Annotated in this window: 17 protein-coding genes and 5 tRNA genes; 15 read left to right on the forward strand and 7 right to left on the reverse strand. The window is 57.6% G+C overall.

All coding sequences use genetic code 11. From position 1 onward, the window contains the following. The first annotated feature begins 29 nt into the window (after window positions 1–29). Complete coding sequence (gene norR, locus AC0TN7_RS14875; protein WP_248272326.1) at window positions 30–1,544, forward strand: nitric oxide reductase transcriptional regulator NorR; 1,515 nt, start codon at window positions 30–32, stop codon at window positions 1,542–1,544. Here norR and gutQ read toward each other — a convergent pair. The 7 genes from gutQ to srlA form a co-directional block, all read right to left on the reverse strand. Further along, window positions 1,541–2,506 (reverse strand): arabinose-5-phosphate isomerase GutQ, encoded by a 966-nt coding sequence (gene gutQ, locus AC0TN7_RS14880; protein ID WP_024907709.1) that lies wholly within the window; start codon window positions 2,504–2,506, stop codon window positions 1,541–1,543. The two genes, norR and gutQ, sit on opposite strands and share 4 nt — an antisense overlap. Continuing rightward, window positions 2,499–3,272, reverse strand: coding sequence for a glucitol operon DNA-binding transcriptional repressor SrlR (gene srlR / locus AC0TN7_RS14885; protein WP_024907708.1), 774 nt, complete (start codon window positions 3,270–3,272; stop codon window positions 2,499–2,501). Before srlR ends, gutQ begins: the two co-directional genes overlap by 8 nt. A 63-nt stretch (window positions 3,273–3,335) precedes the next feature. Beyond that, window positions 3,336–3,695, reverse strand: coding sequence for a transcriptional regulator GutM (gutM, locus tag AC0TN7_RS14890; RefSeq protein WP_032648019.1), 360 nt, complete (start codon window positions 3,693–3,695; stop codon window positions 3,336–3,338). Window positions 3,696–3,762: 67 nt separating this feature from the next. Beyond that, a complete protein-coding gene (srlD, locus tag AC0TN7_RS14895; RefSeq protein WP_023294411.1) occupies window positions 3,763–4,542 on the reverse strand; it encodes a sorbitol-6-phosphate dehydrogenase in 780 nt (259 codons plus the stop codon). A 14-nt stretch (window positions 4,543–4,556) separates the two neighbouring features. Beyond that, window positions 4,557–4,919: a PTS glucitol/sorbitol transporter subunit IIA gene (gene srlB, locus AC0TN7_RS14900; protein WP_024907705.1), complete on the reverse strand. Its 363-nt coding sequence runs from the start codon at window positions 4,917–4,919 to the stop codon at window positions 4,557–4,559. Window positions 4,920–4,931: 12 nt separating this feature from the next. Beyond that, window positions 4,932–5,891, reverse strand: a complete 960-nt coding sequence (gene srlE / locus AC0TN7_RS14905; protein WP_024907704.1) for a PTS glucitol/sorbitol transporter subunit IIB — start codon at window positions 5,889–5,891, stop codon at window positions 4,932–4,934. Further along, window positions 5,888–6,451: a PTS glucitol/sorbitol transporter subunit IIC gene (gene srlA, locus AC0TN7_RS14910; RefSeq protein ID WP_367896893.1), complete on the reverse strand. Its 564-nt coding sequence runs from the start codon at window positions 6,449–6,451 to the stop codon at window positions 5,888–5,890. Before srlA ends, srlE begins: the two co-directional genes overlap by 4 nt. A 251-nt stretch (window positions 6,452–6,702) precedes the next feature. Between srlA and mltB the strand changes: the two genes are divergently transcribed. From mltB to AC0TN7_RS14980, 14 genes are all read left to right on the forward strand, one after another. Further along, window positions 6,703–7,803: a lytic murein transglycosylase B gene (gene mltB / locus AC0TN7_RS14915; RefSeq protein WP_193745671.1), complete on the forward strand. Its 1,101-nt coding sequence runs from the start codon at window positions 6,703–6,705 to the stop codon at window positions 7,801–7,803. 312 nt (window positions 7,804–8,115) lie between these two features. Beyond that, the gene (locus tag AC0TN7_RS14920) at window positions 8,116–8,769 is read left to right on the forward strand and encodes a metal ABC transporter ATP-binding protein (RefSeq protein ID WP_473702239.1); all 654 of its coding nucleotides are present in this window, start codon (window positions 8,116–8,118) and stop codon (window positions 8,767–8,769) included. Beyond that, a complete protein-coding gene (locus AC0TN7_RS14925) occupies window positions 8,766–9,626 on the forward strand; it encodes a metal ABC transporter permease (RefSeq protein WP_024907701.1) in 861 nt (286 codons plus the stop codon). Before AC0TN7_RS14920 ends, AC0TN7_RS14925 begins: the two co-directional genes overlap by 4 nt. A gap of 14 nt (window positions 9,627–9,640) precedes the next feature. Beyond that, entirely contained in the window at window positions 9,641–10,519 is an 879-nt protein-coding gene (locus AC0TN7_RS14930; protein WP_032648011.1) for a metal ABC transporter substrate-binding protein, read from the forward strand. A gap of 129 nt (window positions 10,520–10,648) precedes the next feature. Continuing rightward, window positions 10,649–11,146 carry a nicotinamide-nucleotide amidase gene (gene pncC / locus AC0TN7_RS14935; protein ID WP_023308944.1) on the forward strand — a complete coding sequence of 166 codons (498 nt, stop codon included), beginning with the start codon at window positions 10,649–10,651 and terminating at the stop codon, window positions 11,144–11,146. Between the two features lie 89 nt (window positions 11,147–11,235). Continuing rightward, window positions 11,236–12,294: a recombinase RecA gene (gene recA, locus AC0TN7_RS14940; RefSeq protein ID WP_024907698.1), complete on the forward strand. Its 1,059-nt coding sequence runs from the start codon at window positions 11,236–11,238 to the stop codon at window positions 12,292–12,294. A 68-nt stretch (window positions 12,295–12,362) separates the two neighbouring features. Then, window positions 12,363–12,863, forward strand: a complete 501-nt coding sequence (gene recX, locus AC0TN7_RS14945; RefSeq protein ID WP_473702240.1) for a recombination regulator RecX — start codon at window positions 12,363–12,365, stop codon at window positions 12,861–12,863. 131 nt (window positions 12,864–12,994) lie between these two features. Beyond that, a complete protein-coding gene (gene alaS / locus AC0TN7_RS14950; RefSeq protein WP_407821556.1) occupies window positions 12,995–15,622 on the forward strand; it encodes an alanine--tRNA ligase in 2,628 nt (875 codons plus the stop codon). A gap of 241 nt (window positions 15,623–15,863) precedes the next feature. Then, window positions 15,864–16,049 carry a carbon storage regulator CsrA gene (csrA, locus tag AC0TN7_RS14955; RefSeq protein ID WP_000906486.1) on the forward strand — a complete coding sequence of 62 codons (186 nt, stop codon included), beginning with the start codon at window positions 15,864–15,866 and terminating at the stop codon, window positions 16,047–16,049. Window positions 16,050–16,391: 342 nt separating this feature from the next. Continuing rightward, a tRNA-Ser gene (locus tag AC0TN7_RS14960) sits at window positions 16,392–16,484 on the forward strand. 4 nt (window positions 16,485–16,488) lie between these two features. Continuing rightward, window positions 16,489–16,565 (forward strand) — tRNA-Arg (locus AC0TN7_RS14965). Between the two features lie 64 nt (window positions 16,566–16,629). Further along, a tRNA-Arg gene (locus tag AC0TN7_RS14970) sits at window positions 16,630–16,706 on the forward strand. A 29-nt stretch (window positions 16,707–16,735) separates the two neighbouring features. Continuing rightward, window positions 16,736–16,812: transfer RNA gene (locus AC0TN7_RS14975), tRNA-Arg, on the forward strand. A gap of 160 nt (window positions 16,813–16,972) precedes the next feature. Continuing rightward, window positions 16,973–17,049 (forward strand) — tRNA-Arg (locus AC0TN7_RS14980). The last annotated feature ends 177 nt before the right edge of the window (window positions 17,050–17,226 follow it).

Raw genomic sequence — 17,226 nt, forward strand, 5'->3', positions numbered from 1 at the left:
TGCATTGTCAAAATGACAGCGAGGCAGACATGAGCTTTTCCGTAGACGTGCTGGCGAAGATCGCCATTGAGCTGCAAACCGGTATTGGCCATCAGGACCGCTTTCAGCGGTTGATCTCCACGCTGCGCCACGTGCTGGCGTGCGACGCTTCGGCGCTGCTGCGCTACGAAGGACGGCAGTTTATTCCCCTGGCGATCGACGGCCTGGCGAAGGATGTGCTCGGACGGCGCTTTGCCCTTGAAGGCCATCCGCGTCTGGAAACTATCGCCCGCGCGGGTGACGTGGTGCGCTTCCCGGCGGACAGCGACTTGCCCGATCCGTACGACGGGCTTATTCCCGGCCAGGAGAGCCTGAAGGTGCACGCCTGTATCGGCCTGCCGCTGTTTGCCGGGCAAAACCTGATTGGGGCGCTGACCCTCGACGGCATGTCGCCGGACCAGTTCGATACTTTCAGCGATGAAGAGTTGCGCCTCATTGCGGCGCTGGCCGCCGGGGCGCTTAACAACGCGCTGCTGATTGAACAGCTGGAGAGCCAGAATATTCTTCCCGGCAGCCCGGCGGCGTTTGAGCAGATAACGCACACAGAGATGATTGGCCTCTCGCCGGGCATGGCGCAGCTCAAAAAAGAGATTGAGATTGTTGCCGCGTCCGATTTGAACGTGCTGATCTTCGGGGAGACCGGCACCGGCAAGGAGCTGGTGGCGAAATCCATTCACGAAGCCTCGCCGCGCGCGATTAACCCGCTGGTGTACCTCAACTGCGCCGCGCTGCCGGAGAGCGTGGCGGAAAGCGAACTGTTTGGTCACGTTAAGGGAGCGTTTACCGGGGCCATCAGCAACCGCAGCGGCAAGTTTGAAATGGCCGATAACGGCACGCTGTTTCTGGATGAAATTGGCGAGCTGTCCCTTTCGTTACAGGCCAAGCTGCTGCGCGTGTTGCAGTACGGCGACATCCAGCGCGTGGGGGATGATCGCAGTCACAGAGTGGACGTTCGCGTGCTGGCGGCGACCAACCGTGACCTGCGTGAAGCGGTGCTGGCCGGGCAGTTCCGCGCCGACCTGTTCCACCGCCTGAGCGTGTTCCCACTTACCGTGCCGCCGCTGCGCGAGCGCGGGGACGACGTGGTGCTGCTGGCGGGCTATTTCTGCGAGCAGTGCCGTCTCAGGATGGGGCTTTCCCGCGTGGTGCTGAGCCCGGGGGCGAGGGCGCATCTGTTGAGCTACGGCTGGCCGGGCAACGTGCGCGAGCTGGAGCATGCGATCCACCGTGCGGTGGTGCTGGCGCGGGCGACGCGTTCGGGTGACGAAGTGGTGATCCACGCGCGGCATTTTGCGCTGCAGGATGAAACCGCACCGGCTGTCGTGCAGGCGGCGCCAGAGATAGCGAATGAAAATCTGCGTGAAGCCACGGAGGCGTTTCAGCGTCAGAGGATTACCCGCGCGCTGGAGCAGAATAACCGTAACTGGGCGGCGTGCGCCCGGGCGCTGGAGATGGACGTCGCCAACCTGCACCGGCTGGCGAAGCGTCTCGGACTGAAGGGTTAGATAATCCCGGCCTGATAGAAATCCTGCAGGTTGATGGCACCGCACAGTCTGCCGGCGTCATCCACCACCGGCGCGGCGGTGATTTTGCGCTTCATCAGCACCTCTTTGGCTTCAATGGCGCGGCTCTCGGCGTTCAGCGTCAGCCCGCCCTGTGTCATGGCGTCCGACACTTTGGTTTCCAGCTTGCCGCCGCCCACCAGCCAGCGGCGCAGGTCGCCGTCGGTGAACACGCCTTTGACGTACCCGTCGTCATCGCACACCGCTACCAGCCCCAGGCCGGTGCGGCTCAGCTCCAGCATCGCGTCCATGACGCTGGTATCGAGTTTGACCTGCGGAATAGCATCGTCGGTGCGCATCAGGTGGTGAACCTTGTTGAGCAGGCGTGCGCCGAGCGCCCCCGCCGGATGCGAACGGGCGAAATCTTCTTCGTTAAAGCCGCGCGCCTGCATTACCGCCATCGCCAGCGCGTCGCCCATCATCAGCGTGTTGACGGTGCTGGACGTCGGGGCGAGGTGCATCGGACAGGCTTCACGCTCAACGGAAATATCCAGCGTCGCTTTGGCGGCCAGCGCCAGCGGCGAGCGGGATTTCCCGGTCATCGCCAGCAGGGCGACCGATTTTTCCTGCAGACGTGGAATGATGAGGTCCAGCTCTTTGGCCGAACCGGAGTAGGAGATAAACAGCATTACGTCGCGGCTTTCTATCATCCCCAGATCGCCGTGCAGCGCCTCTGCAGGATGCACGAAGAACGCCGGGGTGCCGGTGCTGGCGAGCGTCGCAGCAATCTTTTTGCCGATATGGCCGGATTTACCGATGCCTGCCACGATCACTTTGCCTTCGCAGTGGATAATAGTGTTGGCGGCACGGACAAAATCCTCGCCCAGACGTTCCGGCAGGCGGCTGGCTTCCTGCAGTTCCAGCATCAGCGTCTGGCGGCCCGTTTCTAACAGAAAATCACTCATCTCTTTCTCCGGTTACGATCACGTCGATTCCTTTCTCTTCCAGCGCTTTCCTGAACGCCGGGTCGATACCCGCGTCGGTAATCAGCTTATCAACGCTTTCCAGGCTACAGACGATGTTGGGGCTTTTGCGGCCAAACTTCGACGAGTCTGCCATCAAAATTACTTCCCGCGCGGCGTTGCACATGGCTTTACTGACGCTGAACACCTCGTTGAACGTCGTAACCCCCGCGTTCAGGTCGATGCCGTCGGTGCCCATGAACAGTTTATCAAAGCTGAAGTGGTCGAAGGCGTTCTCCGCCAGCTGGCCGTGAAATGAGGCGGATTTTTTGCGGAAGGTGCCGCCGGGCATCAGGATGGTCTGCTCGCAGTCGTTCTCCGACAGGGCGTTGACGATGTGCAGGCTGTTGGTCATCACCGTGATGTTGTTAAAGCGGCTGAGCAGCGGGATCATCTGCAGGACGGTGCTGCCGGCGTCAAGGATAATGGAGTCACCATCGTGGATAAATTTCACCGCCGCTTCGGCAATCAGCGCTTTCTGGTGGGTGTTGATCAGCGTTTTGTGATCGATAGGCGGGTCCGCTTCATCCTTATTGAGCACCACGCCGCCGTAGGTTCGAATGACGGCGCCAGAGTTTTCGAGCAATACCAGGTCCTTGCGTATTGTCGTGCCGGTGGTGTCAAAGTAGTGGGCCAGATCCTCTACCGAACATTTTCCCTGCTTTTGCAGATGTTCGAGAATGGCCGCCTGCCGCTGACGAGGTTTCATAGGCGCTTCGTTCCTTAGGTTGCGAAATGATAATTTCGCAAGTCTATAGCTTTCACAACGAAATTATCCATGTTTCAGATTAAGCGCTAATGATAGTGCATTCTGACAGAGTGGATCATGGGGAAAGATCACATCAGGCTGCAATTCCTGCAACGAAATGCCGTTAATTGCCTGGATTTTCACCGGACGGGCAAAGACGGTCATGCCGCGCATGAGCAGTGAATCGCAGACGTTATTGTTTTCATCCAGCGCAATAGCCACGACGACCCGCGGTTTGAAGCGTCCGCCGGAACGTCCGACTCCGACGCGACCTTTCTGACACAGGGCATCAAACGCGCGGTTAAACTGGTGGATTTGCCAGCCGCCGAACGCCATCTGGCAGAGCCAGGCGAGGGCGGCAACGGTGATGAGTGCGGTGACCATATCGGCTCCTTATTGTATTCCCTCTCCCTGTGGGAGAGGGTTAGGGTGAGGGCATCAGGCCGCTCGATCAGAACATGACCTGCCCACCGGTGACGTTAATCGACTGCCCGGTGCAGTACGAGGCTTTCGGGCTGGCGTAAAACAGCAGCATGTTCAGCACGTCCTGATAGTCGCACCCGCGCTTCAGCGGCACTTTATCGATGTAGTACTGCTCCACCTCTTCCGCTTTGATGCCAAGCTTGGTGGCGTACTGCGGCAGCAGGGACTGGAACATCGGCGATTTCAGCAGGTTGCCCAGCATCAGCGAATGCACGGTAATGCCGTATTCGGCCAGATCCAGCGCCAGAGACTGCGTCAGCCCCACGCCGCCAAACTTCGCCGCGCTGTAGCCGGAGTTATGCTTGCTGCCCACTTTCCCTGATTTTGAGTTGATCTGAATGATGCGCCCCTGAATGCCGTCGCGGATCATCAGACGGGAAAACTCGCGGGCGCAGAGGAAATAGCCCACCAGATTCACCTGCAGCGAGCGGTCAAAATCCCCCAGTTCGAAATCGCTGATAAAGGCCGCTTTCGCAATCCCCGCGCTGTAGACCAGCAGGTCGGTGCGTCCAAAAATCTCGTCCACGCCGCGGGCCAGCGCCATCACGCTCTGCTCGCTGGTGGCGTCGGCACCAAACCCGTACGCCATCCCTTCGCCAAACTCGGTGTTAATGGTGTCCGCCACGCGGGCGGCTTTTTCACTCTGAATGTCCACTACCGCCACGCGATAGCCCTCAGCGGCAAGCCCACGGCAGAGGAACTCGCCTAAGGTTTGTCCTCCACCAATGACAACGGCAACCTGACTCATGTGTTTCTCCTTAATTACGCAACAAATTTTAACGTGCAGCCTGGGGTGACAGCCTGCGGAACCGGACCATCAACGTGAACCGTGCCGGGATACTCCGCCTGCGGCTGGCCGTCGAAACGCAGGGTGATGTGGCCCAGCTCGCGCAGGTTTTGTTCAGCGACGTCGCCGACGGCGGTGACGGCATAGCGCGCCTCGCCCAGCTCCAGCTGGCTTCCTGCCTTCAGCTCGCCCTTCAGCTCGCCGTGGCAGTGGATAAAGCAAAACTCTTCGATATCCGCAGGCGCCCCTTCGCGGAAGGTGATTAGCATCTGGTCGCTCAGCGCGTCGGCCGCGCTCTGGCCGATGCGGGTAATGGTGGTCTGGTAAATCACGGTCATCGCAGGAACCTCTTATTGATAAATAAAGCCGGAGACAAACCAGGCAATCAGCACAGTCGGCGCGCCCGTCAGGAAGCGGCTGACCAGCACGGACGGCACGCCCACGCGCACGGTGTCCTGGCGCGCTTCCGCCAGCGACAGCCCCACGGGGATGAAATCGCACGCCGCCTGGGCGTTAATGGCAAACAGGGCGGGCAGGGCGAGGTGCGGAGGGATGTTCCCCAGACCAATCTGCACGCCAATCAGCACGCCGATGACCTGGGCAATCACCGCGCCCGGGCCGAGGAACGGCGACAGCAGCGGGAAGGAGCAGATCAGCGCCAGCGTTACCAGCCCGAGCGGGTGGCTGGCGAGCGGGGCGAGGCCGTGGGCAATCCAGTCGCCCAGGCCGGAGGCCATAATGATGCCGATCAGCGCCGAGACGAACGCCATAAACGGCAGAATGGTCTTCAGCACAGTGTCGATGGTGTCGCGCCCGGACTGGAACAGCACCGCCACGGCGGAACCCATGCCCATCCCGACCTTCGCCAGCAGGCCGTCGCTCTGCTCGGTGATTTTCTTGCTGGTGTCGTACTCGCGCGGGGCCGCTTTTTGCGGCGCGGGGTTGCCATTCACCAGCGTGATGTTGTCCTCCTTCACGCCTGAGACATAAATGTCTTCAAGAATGTACTGCGCCAGCGGGCCGGATTTTCCGGTGGAGTGAATATTTACCGTCGGAATGCGGCGCTTCGGATAGATGCCGCAGCGCAGCGTGCCGCCGCAGTCGATCACCGCCACGCCGATTTCCGCTTCCGGCGGTTCCCCTTCCTTGAAGCCGTCGACCGCTTCCCAGCCGGTTAGCTCGCGCAGCCTGTCGACGATCGCCGGGCGCGTCCCCGCGGTGATGTAAACAATCTTTTTGCCTTCGGTGGCGTCGAACTCCAGCGGGCCGCCCCAGCCGCCCGTGCCTTTCTCAATGCGGATCCGGTTCATGCTGTGGCTCCTGAAAGATGAACTTTCTGTTCAAGCTGGATGCCCATTTTTTTCTCAAAAATGGCGGTGGTGAGGTCCGTCACCCAGCCGCGGAAAAAGTTGGTGACCAGGCCGACCAGCAGGTAGCTCACCGCCAGCGGGCCGAGCGGCAGGCCAATCGTGGTGAGACCGCTGGCGATCCCGAGATACACAAACAGCTCGCCGGGGTTGATGTGCGGGAACAGGCCGTTCATCGAATGGCAGCTGTAGGAGGCGGCGGCGTAATAGCTCGGCTTGTACTTTTCCGGCATGAAGCGACCGAGGCTTAAGGTCATCGGGTTGCAGAACACGAAGGTGCCGATAAAGGGCAGTATCAGGTAGCGGGACAGCGGATTCCCGGCACAGCGCTGGGCGAAGCGTTCAATACGCTGCTGGCCAATAAAGTTGATCAGCGCGTTCATGATCACCAGCAGGCTGATCAGCAGGGGCAGGATCCCGGTCACCATGCCGGTGAACACTTCTCCGCCTTTCTGAAACAGCCCGATGAACCACTCGGCGCCGTGGGTGATGGTTTCTATCATTCTTCTCTCCTGTGGGGCGTTTGTTTTTGTCTATCTGCGGCTAATAATAATCACTTTGAAAGGTTTTAAAGTGTTAGTTAGATCTCACAATGAAAGAAAAATGGATTATTTTGAAAGTTAATTGACGTGGTGAATGATTTTCGGTGTAAAAAAGCGCGGATTTGCGTGGGGGAGGTGCGTACCGCTTCCTTGAGGTGTTGCGGATGCTTTACCATACTGGGTTCTTATCGAACCCGTTAAATGGATGTCTCATGTTCAAGCGTCGTTATGCAGCGCTGTTGCCTGCGCTTATTCTGCTGTCTGCCTGTAGTAGCAAACCTAAGACCGAAGCCGTTCAGCAAACGGCGGGCGCGCCTTCCGGAGGATTCCTGCTGGAGCCGCAGCACAATATGATGCAGATGGGCGGCGACTTCGCGAATAACCCGGCGGCCGAGCAGTTCATCGATAAAATGGTGAGCAAACACGGCTTTGACAGACAGCAGCTGCACGAAATTTTGTCTCAGGCCAAGCGTCTGGACTACGTGCTGCGCCTGATGGACAGGCAGGCGCCGACGGCTCAGGTTCCGAGCGGGCCAAACGGCGCGTGGCTGCGCTATCGCAAACAGTTTATTACCCCGGACAACGTGCAAAACGGCGTGGTGTTCTGGAATCAGTATGAAGATGCGCTCAACCGCGCGTGGCAGGTGTACGGCGTACCGCCTGAAATTATTGTCGGGATTATTGGCGTGGAAACCCGCTGGGGCCGCGTGATGGGTAAAACCCGCATCCTGGATGCGCTGGCGACGCTCTCCTTTAACTACCCGCGCCGCGCGGAGTATTTCTCTTCCGAGCTGGAAACCTTCCTGCTGATGGCGCGCAACGAGCAGGACGATCCGCTCGATCTGAAAGGGTCGTTTGCCGGCGCGATGGGCTACGGCCAGTTTATGCCGTCGTCCTATAAACAGTATGCCGTCGACTTTAACGGAGATGGTCACATCAACCTGTGGGATCCGGTGGATGCCATCGGCAGCGTGGCGAACTACTTCAAAGCGCACGGCTGGGTGCCGGGCGGCCAGGTGGCGGTGCAGGCAAACGGTCAGGCGCCGGGGCTGGAAAATGGCTTCAAAACCAACTACAGCATTTCGCAGCTGACCGCGGCAGGCTTAACGCCAACGCAGCCGCTGGGTAATGCGCAACAGGCGAGCCTGCTGCGTCTGGATGTCGGAACGGGCTATCAGTACTGGTACGGCCTGCCGAACTTCTACGCCATTACCCGCTATAACCACAGCACTCACTATGCGATGGCCGTATGGCAGCTGGGGCTGGCTGTATCCCAGGCCCGCGTGCCGGCGGCGTCACCGTTTAGTCAGTAAGCTGCTCCGACGGGTAGGCCGGGTAAGGCAACGCCGCCACCCGGCATGGCTGCGCGCACGGTGCGGCCTGATGCCCTCACCCTGACCCTCTCCCACGGGAGAGGGAAGTTTCGCAGAAACATTTCGCCACACTCCCTTTTAAACCCTCCATTTACATCTTAACCGTCTTTTATTATTGTTATGTTATAACATTTAATTCGGTGTCGACATGTCAACGTCCCTTTTTTCTCTGTCTGCTCTGGTTCGGCTTTTGCTGGCGCTGGTGCTTGTTGTCTTTATCGGGCTGGCCGTGCGCTGGGCGGTGGCATTGCCATGATCGTGATGAATGAACTGGTCGCGGGTTATGAACGCCTGCCCGTTACGCGACCCCTCTCGGGCACGATTGCGCGCGGAAGCATGACCGCCATTATCGGCGCTAACGGCTGCGGGAAATCCACGCTGCTGAAAACGCTGGCGGGATTTATCCCGCCCGTCAGCGGTGGCTTCCGCTGGCAGGGTAAGCGCCCGGTGATTGGCTGGCTGGCACAGCGCCACGCGCTGGAGGCGCAGTTTCCGCTGACCGTACAGGACGTCGTAAGCATGGGCTGCTGGCCGGGCATTTCGCTTTTCTCCGGGTTTCGTCGCGAAACGCGGCTGCGCATTACCAGTGCGCTTGAGCGCGTTGGGCTGGCATCCATGGCGTTATCCACCATCGATGAGCTCTCCGGCGGCCAGTTCCAGCGCATGCTGTTTGCCCGCGTCCTGGTGCAGCAGGCGCCGCTGGTGATGCTGGATGAACCCTTTACCGGGGTCGATGAGGCCACCTGCAACGTGCTGATGGATGTGATGCTGGAGATGTATATGCAGGGGCAAACGCTGCTCGCGGTACTGCACGACAGCGAGCGCGTGTCGCGCCATTTCCCGCAGACGTTGCGGCTGGATGCTGACGTTCCCCAGTGGAAAACCGAGCGGGTGAGGGTGGCATGATCTGGCATCTCTTTTTTCAGCCGTTTATTGAGTACGGCTTTATGCGTCGCGCGCTGGTGGTTTGCCTGGCGCTCTCCGTCAGCACTACCGCGCTTGGCGTGTTTCTTCAGCTGCGCCGGATGAGCCTGATGGGCGACGCCCTTTCTCACGCCATTTTACCGGGTGTTGCCGTGGGCTATTTGCTCAGCGGTATGTCGCTGCTGGCGATGAGTATCGGCGGTTTTATCGCGGGAATTACCGTGGCGCTGCTGGCCGGCCTGGTCAGTCGCCGCACGCCGCTGAAAGAAGATGCCAGCTTTGCCGGGTTTTATCTTGGCTCACTGGCGCTGGGGGTCACGCTGGTGTCGCTTCGCGGGTCGAATGTCGATCTGCTGCATCTGCTGTTTGGCTCCATCCTCGCCGTGGACAACGACGCCGCGCTGTTTGTCACGGGCGTGTGTATGTTCACCCTTATCGTGCTGGCAATGTTTTATCGCGGACTGGTTACCGAAGCGTTTGACACCGCCTGGCTACAGGTGAACGCCCGCTGGCTGCCCGGCCTGCTGCACGGACTGTTTCTGGCGCTGCTGGTGCTTAACCTGGTGGCCGGTTTTCAGGTGCTCGGCACGCTGATGGCCGTCGGGCTGATGATGCTGCCAGCCGTGGCGGCTCGCTGCTGGGTACGCACGCTACCGGCGTTACTTCTGATGGCGGGCATCAGCGGTATTTTCTGCGCATGGCTGGGGCTGAGCCTCTCCTGGGCGATGAGTCTACCGGCCGGGCCATCCATTGTGCTCACCGCCAGCGCGCTGTTCTTTATTTCCATTTTATTGGGTACGCGAAGCAGGCTCGCTGGCAGTCTGCGGGCGTATTTTTAACGCAAGGGGAAACGATGAAACGTACAGGATTAGTAGTGGCACTCGCGCTGGGGATGATGTCGCACGGCGTGATGGCGAAAACGCTGAATGTGGTCACCAGCTTTTCGATACTGGGGGACATCACCCAGGAGGTGGGCGGTGACCATGTGAAGGTGACGACGCTGGTCGGGCCGGACGGCGATCCGCATACCTTCGAACCGTCGCCGAAAGACAGCGCGGCGCTGAGCAAGGCCGATGTGGTGGTAGTGAACGGCCTGGGGCTGGAGGGCTGGCTTGACCGTCTGGTGAAAGCCTCCGGGTTCAAAGGACAGCTGGTCGTCGCCTCAACCGGGGTGAAAACCCACACGCTTGAGGAAGATGGAAAGACCGTGACCGATCCGCACGCGTGGAACAGCGCGGCGAACGGGGCGCTGTATGCGCAAAATATTCTGAACGGGCTGGTGAAAGCCGATCCGCAGGACAAAGCCGCGCTGGAAGCCTCCGGTAAACCCTATATCACGCAGCTTAACCAGCTGGATAGCTGGGCTAAAACGCGTTTTAGCGCGATCCCGAAGGATAAGCGCAAGGTCCTGACCAGCCATGATGCGTTCGGCTATTTCAGCCGCGCCTACGGCGTGACGTTTATGGCGCCGCAGGGGCTGTCGTCTGAGAGCGAAGCCAGCGCGGCGCAGGTGGCTGAGATTATCAATCAGATCAAAGCCGACGGCGTAAAAACCTGGTTTATGGAAAATCAGCTCGATCCGCGTCTGGTTAAACAGATTGCGTCGGCGACGGGCGCGCAGCCTGGGGGCGAACTTTATCCGGAAGCGTTGTCGGCAAAAGGTGGGGTGGCAGACACCTACGTTAAGGCGTTTCGCCACAATGTGAACACTCTCGCTGACAGCATGAAATAACCTTTCCACCGCCGGTGCGTCCGTACCGGCTTTTTTCTGAAGCCCCCTCGTAAAACCTGAAGTGCATCCCCACATCTGACGAGAAAGTGCTATCTTGTGCAGCACGTTTTTCTGATGCCTGGAGCGAGAATGACTGACCATGAATTGATGCAGCTTAGCGAGATAGTGGGCCTTGCGCTGAAGCAGCGTGGCGCGACAATCACCACTGCGGAGTCCTGCACCGGCGGCTGGGTGGCGAAAGCGATTACCGATATTGCCGGCAGTTCCGCCTGGTTTGAACGCGGTTTTGTGACCTACAGTAACGAAGCTAAAGCACAGATGATTGGCGTGCGTGAATCCACGCTGGAACAGCATGGCGCGGTCAGCGAACCGGTGGTCATCGAGATGGCGATTGGCGCGCTCAAAGAGGCGCGCGCAGATTACGCGATTTCCATTAGCGGCATTGCGGGCCCGGACGGCGGCAGCGACGTGAAGCCTGTCGGCACCGTCTGGTTTGGGTTCGCCACGTCCAAAGGGGAAGGGATCACCCGTCGGGAGTGCTTCAGCGGCGATCGCGAAAGCGTGCGTCGTCAGGCAACCGTTTATGCGTTAAAAACGCTCTGGCAACAATTTCTACAAAACACTTGATACTGTATGACCATACAGTATAATTGCACCAACAGAACAGAAATCCACGGTGAAGCACAGTCGCTTCTCCCGGCATGACAGGAGTAATAATGGCTATCGACGAAAACAAACAGAAAGCGTTGGCGGCAGCACTGGGCCAGATCGAAAAGCAATTCGGTAAAGGCTCCATCATGCGCCTGGGTGAAGACCGTTCCATGGATGTGGAAACCATCTCCACCGGTTCGCTTTCTCTGGATATCGCGCTGGGCGCTGGCGGTCTGCCTATGGGCCGTATCGTAGAAATCTACGGGCCAGAGTCCTCCGGTAAAACCACCCTGACGCTGCAGGTGATTGCCGCGGCACAGCGCGAAGGTAAAACCTGTGCGTTTATCGATGCCGAGCACGCGCTGGACCCTGTTTATGCCCGCAAACTGGGTGTAGATATCGACAACCTGCTGTGTTCTCAGCCGGACACCGGTGAGCAGGCGCTGGAAATTTGTGACGCGCTGGCGCGTTCTGGTGCCGTTGACGTTATCGTGGTCGACTCCGTTGCCGCACTGACGCCAAAAGCCGAAATCGAAGGTGAAATCGGCGACTCTCACATGGGTCTCGCGGCACGTATGATGAGCCAGGCGATGCGTAAGCTGGCCGGTAACCTGAAGCAGTCCAACACGCTGCTGATCTTCATCAACCAGATCCGTATGAAAATTGGTGTGATGTTCGGTAACCCGGAAACCACGACCGGGGGTAACGCACTGAAATTCTACGCCTCTGTCCGTCTGGATATCCGTCGTATCGGTGCGGTGAAAGAGGGCGAGAACGTGGTGGGTAGCGAAACCCGCGTGAAGGTTGTGAAGAACAAAATCGCTGCGCCGTTCAAGCAGGCTGAGTTCCAGATCCTCTATGGCGAAGGTATTAACTTCTTCGGTGAGCTGGTTGACCTGGGCGTGAAAGAGAAGCTGATTGAAAAAGCGGGCGCCTGGTACAGCTACAACGGTGACAAGATTGGTCAGGGTAAAGCGAATGCCATCTCCTGGCTGAAAGAGAACCCGGCTGCAGCGAAAGAGATCGAGAAGAAAGTGCGTGAGCTTCTGCTGAACAACCAGGACTCCACGCCAGATTTCGCGGTTGATAGCGCGGATGCTGAAGAAACTAACGAAGATTTTTAATTCTTTCGTTTAACAATGAAGGGCTGCTGATGCGGCCCTTTTTGCATTTCTGAATCAGCAGGTTTTTTATGAGTGAACCGACAACACGTCGACCCGCGTATGCACGCCTACTGGATCGCGCGGTGCGCATCCTGGCCGTGCGTGACCACAGTGAACAGGAGCTGCGGCGGAAGCTGTCGGCACCGGTGATGAGTAAAAACGGGCCGGAAGAGATTGATGCCACCGCGGAAGATTATGATCGCGTCATCGCCTGGTGCTATGAGCATCGCTATCTTGATGACGAGCGTTTTGCCTCGCGGTTTCTCGCCAGCCGCGGCCGCAAAGGATATGGGCCCGCGCGCATCCGGCAGGAGCTAAACCAGAAAGGGGTAGCCCGGGAGTCCATCGAAAAAGCGATGCGCGAATGCGACGTTGACTGGTGCGAGCTGGCAAAAGAGCAGGCCATTCGTAAGTACGGCGAACCGCTGCCGCGTGAATTTTCAGAAAAAGTCAAAATCCAGCGCTTTTTGCTCTACCGCGGCTTTCTGATGGAAGATATTCAGGATATCTGGCGTAATTTTGCCGATTGAACGCATGCGGGATTTTACTTCCCACTAAAGAAAACTTATCTTATTCCCACTTTTTCCAGTAGCTGGTCTGTCCAACGGTTTACCGATACAGGCTGGCTACGACATTTCGTTAGCTTGATTTCAGGATAATTATGAGCAAGAGCACCGCTGAGATCCGTCAGGCGTTTCTCGATTTTTTCCATAGTAAGGGACACCAGGTTGTTGCCAGCAGCTCCCTGGTACCGAACAACGATCCGACTCTGCTGTTTACCAACGCCGGGATGAACCAGTTCAAGGATGTGTTCCTTGGTCTCGACAAGCGTAATTATTCCCGCGCCACAACCTCACAGCGTTGCGTGCGTGCGGGCGGTAAACACAACGACCTGGAAAACGTCGGTTACACCGCGCGTCACCACACCTTCTTCGAAATGCTGGGTAACTTCAGCTTCGGCGACTACTTCAAACACGATGCCATTCAATATGCGTGGGAACTGCTGACCGGTGAAAACTGGTTCAACCTGCCGAAAGAGCGTCTGTGGGTTACCGTCTATGAAACCGATGACGAAGCCTACGAAATCTGGGAAAAAGAAGTCGGGATCCCGCGCGAGCGCATTATTCGCATCGGTGATAACAAAGGCGCACCATACGCGTCTGACAACTTCTGGCAGATGGGTGATACCGGTCCTTGCGGCCCGTGCACCGAGATCTTCTACGATCACGGCGACCACATCTGGGGCGGCCCTCCAGGCAGCCCGGAAGAAGACGGCGATCGCTACATTGAGATCTGGAACATCGTCTTCATGCAGTTCAACCGTCAGGCCGACGGTACGATGGAGCCGCTGCCGAAACCTTCCGTTGATACCGGTATGGGTCTGGAGCGAATTGCCGCGGTACTGCAGCACGTTAACTCCAACTATGAGATTGACCTGTTCAGCACTCTGATCAAAGCCGTTGCCGAAGTGACCGGTGCGACCGATCTGAACAACAAATCGCTGCGCGTTATCGCAGACCACATTCGTTCCTGCGCGTTCCTGATTGCCGACGGCGTTATCCCGTCGAATGAAAACCGTGGCTACGTGCTGCGTCGTATCATTCGTCGTGCCATCCGTCACGGCAACATGCTGGGCGCGAAGGACACCTTCTTCTATAAACTCGTTGGGCCACTGATTGGCGTGATGGGTGCGGCCGGTGATGAGCTGAAACGCCAGCAGGCGCAGGTAGAGCAGGTTCTGAAAACCGAAGAAGAGCAGTTTGCGCGTACGCTGGAGCGCGGTCTGGCGCTGCTGGACGAAGAGCTGGCGAAACTTAAGGGCGACACGCTGGATGGCGAAACCGCTTTCCGCCTGTACGACACCTACGGCTTCCCGGTTGACCTGACGGCGGACGTTTGCCGCGAGCGCAACATCAAAGTTGACGAAGCGGGCTTCGAAGCCGCGATGGAAGAGCAGCGTCGTCGCGCGCGTGAATCCAGCGGTTTCGGTGCGGACTACAACGCGATGATCCGCGTTGATAGCGCGTCAGAATTCAAAGGTTATGAGGCGCTGGAACTGACCGGCAAAGTGACCGCTCTGTTTGTTGACGGTAAAGCCGTAGAGAGCATCAGCGCGGGTCAGGATGCGGTGGTCATTCTGGACAAAACGCCGTTCTATGCGGAATCCGGCGGTCAGGTTGGCGATAAAGGCGAACTGAAAGGCAATGGTTTCAGCTTCAGCGTCAGCGACACCCAGAAATACGGTCAGGCGATTGGTCACCAGGGCAAACTGGTTTCCGGTTCTCTGAAAGTGGGCGAGGGCGTCCAGGCTAACGTGGATGAAGCTCGCCGCGCGCGCATTCGTCTGAACCACTCTGCAACCCACCTGATGCACGCTGCCCTGCGCGACGTACTCGGTACTCACGTTGCACAGAAAGGTTCTCTGGTTAACGACAAAGTGCTGCGTTTCGACTTCTCGCATTTTGAAGCGATGAAACCGTCTGAAATCCGCGCGGTGGAAGATCTGGTGAACGCGCAGATCCGTCGCAACCTGCCAATCGAGACCCATATCATGGATCTCGAGGACGCGAAGAAAAAAGGTGCGATGGCGCTGTTTGGTGAGAAATACGACGAGCGCGTTCGCGTGCTGAGCATGGGCGATTTCTCTACCGAGCTGTGCGGCGGTACGCACGCCTCGCGCACCGGTGATATCGGCCTGTTCCGCATTGTTTCCGAGTCGGGTACGGCGGCAGGCGTGCGTCGTATTGAAGCGGTAACCGGTGAAGGTGCGATTGCCAGTCTGCATGCGCAGAGCGATCAGCTGCACGACATCGCGCAGCTGCTGAAAGGCGATAGCCAGAACCTGGGCGAGAAAGTGCGCGTTGCGCTGGATCGCACGCGTCAGCTGGAAAAAGAGCTGCAGCAGCTGAAAGAGCAGGCTGCTGCGCAGGAGAGTGCAAACCTCTCCAGCAAGGCTGTAGACATTAAGGGCGTCAAACTGCTGGTCAGCGATCTGGCGGGCGTTGAGCCTAAGATGCTGCGTACTATGGTCGACGATCTCAAGAACCAGCTTGGTTCGACCGTTATCGTGCTGGCGACAGTGGCAGAAGGTAAGGTTTCTCTGATTGCGGGCGTCTCTAAGGATGTGACCGACCGCGTAAAAGCAGGGGAACTGATTGGTATGGTCGCTCAGCAGGTGGGTGGCAAGGGTGGCGGTCGTCCGGACATGGCGCAAGCCGGTGGTACGGATGCGGCGGCACTCCCGCAAGCTTTGGCCAGCGTTGAAAGCTGGGTAAGCGCGAAACTGTAATAACTACAAAGCACAAGCAGACGCCATAGCGGTAACGTTATGGCGTCTTGTTCACTGTGCTATCGATAACGATAAAGTCAGGTTGAGTTTGTGTATATCGGCTAAACTTACGTTTAACAGAATGTGATGCCGTGACTGCTTACACTTTACGTGTTTGTCATCGCTTACTTTTTGGCGTTATATGATGGATAATGCCGGGATACAAGAGACCCGACTCTTTTAATCTTTCAAGGAGCAAAGAATGCTGATTCTGACTCGTCGAGTTGGTGAGACCCTCATGATTGGGGATGAGGTCACCGTGACAGTTTTAGGGGTAAAGGGTAACCAGGTACGTATTGGTGTTAACGCTCCTAAAGAAGTATCTGTCCACCGTGAAGAGATCTACCAGCGTATCCAGGCTGAAAAATCCCAGCAGTCCAGTTACTGATATTGTCGCGTCTCGCTGTCGGGCGAGACGCAACCCTCCTGTCATTTTTCCTGCTCAACGTTACCGTTTAATTTCAAACGCTCTCTTTTTAACCACTCCGTTTCCCTAAACTCGCTCTTACGCCGCCATTTCTGCATAGGTTTTCTGTGAAGATGCCTGCAAAATCCGCTTATAAAACACCCTCTTTGCGGCTTTTACATGCGAATTGCGTGTGATTTGTGCAAACGATAAAAGCTTTTGGAAAATTGTTTGACTTATAAGTCCCAGAAAGTAATATATGCGCCACGCAGCGACGAGAAGCTCTTAACGAGTAACTCGAAGCACTCGAAAGAGGCGTTGTGTGGTGAGGTGGCCGAGAGGCTGAAGGCGCTCCCCTGCTAAGGGAGTATGCGGTCAAAAGCTGCATCCGGGGTTCGAATCCCCGCCTCACCGCCATTTTGCATCCGTAGCTCAGCTGGATAGAGTACTCGGCTACGAACCGAGCGGTCGGAGGTTCGAATCCTCCCGGATGCACCATCTATTACTTCATATTGCTTTAGAAGTGATATGAATATCGAGCAGTACAGTAGTAAATCCCGATGCATCCGTAGCTCAGCTGGATAGAGTACTCGGCTACGAACCGAGCGGTCGGAGGTTCGAATCCTCCCGGATGCACCATTTACTATTTCTGAAAGCAGTACCCTGATGCATCCGTAGCTCAGCTGGATAGAGTACTCGGCTACGAACCGAGCGGTCGGAGGTTCGAATCCTCCCGGATGCACCATATTCTCCGAGATAATAGCCACGCTGTTGTTTCAAGGTCTGCGGGTTAATCGCAAGCACCAGGGAGGATAACGTTGCTTTAGCAACGGCCCGAAGGGCGAGGCGCAGCCGAGTAATCCTCCCGGATGCACCATTTACTGTTTCTAAAAGCATTTCCCGATGCATCCGTAGCTCAGCTGGATAGAGTACTCGGCTACGAACCGAGCGGTCGGAGGTTCGAATCCTCCCGGATGCACCATATTCTCCTGGATAGCAGCGATGCTGTTGTTTTAAGGTCTGCGAGTTAATCGCAAGCACCAGGGAGGATAACGTTGCTTTAGCAACGGCCCGCAGGGCGAGGCGTAAGCCGAGTAATCCTCCCGGATGCACCATCTTCTCCTTCTTTGTTTATTCCTTCGACGTTCCGTCAGCAATC

This window comes from Enterobacter sp. PL_is511, assembly GCF_055816065.1.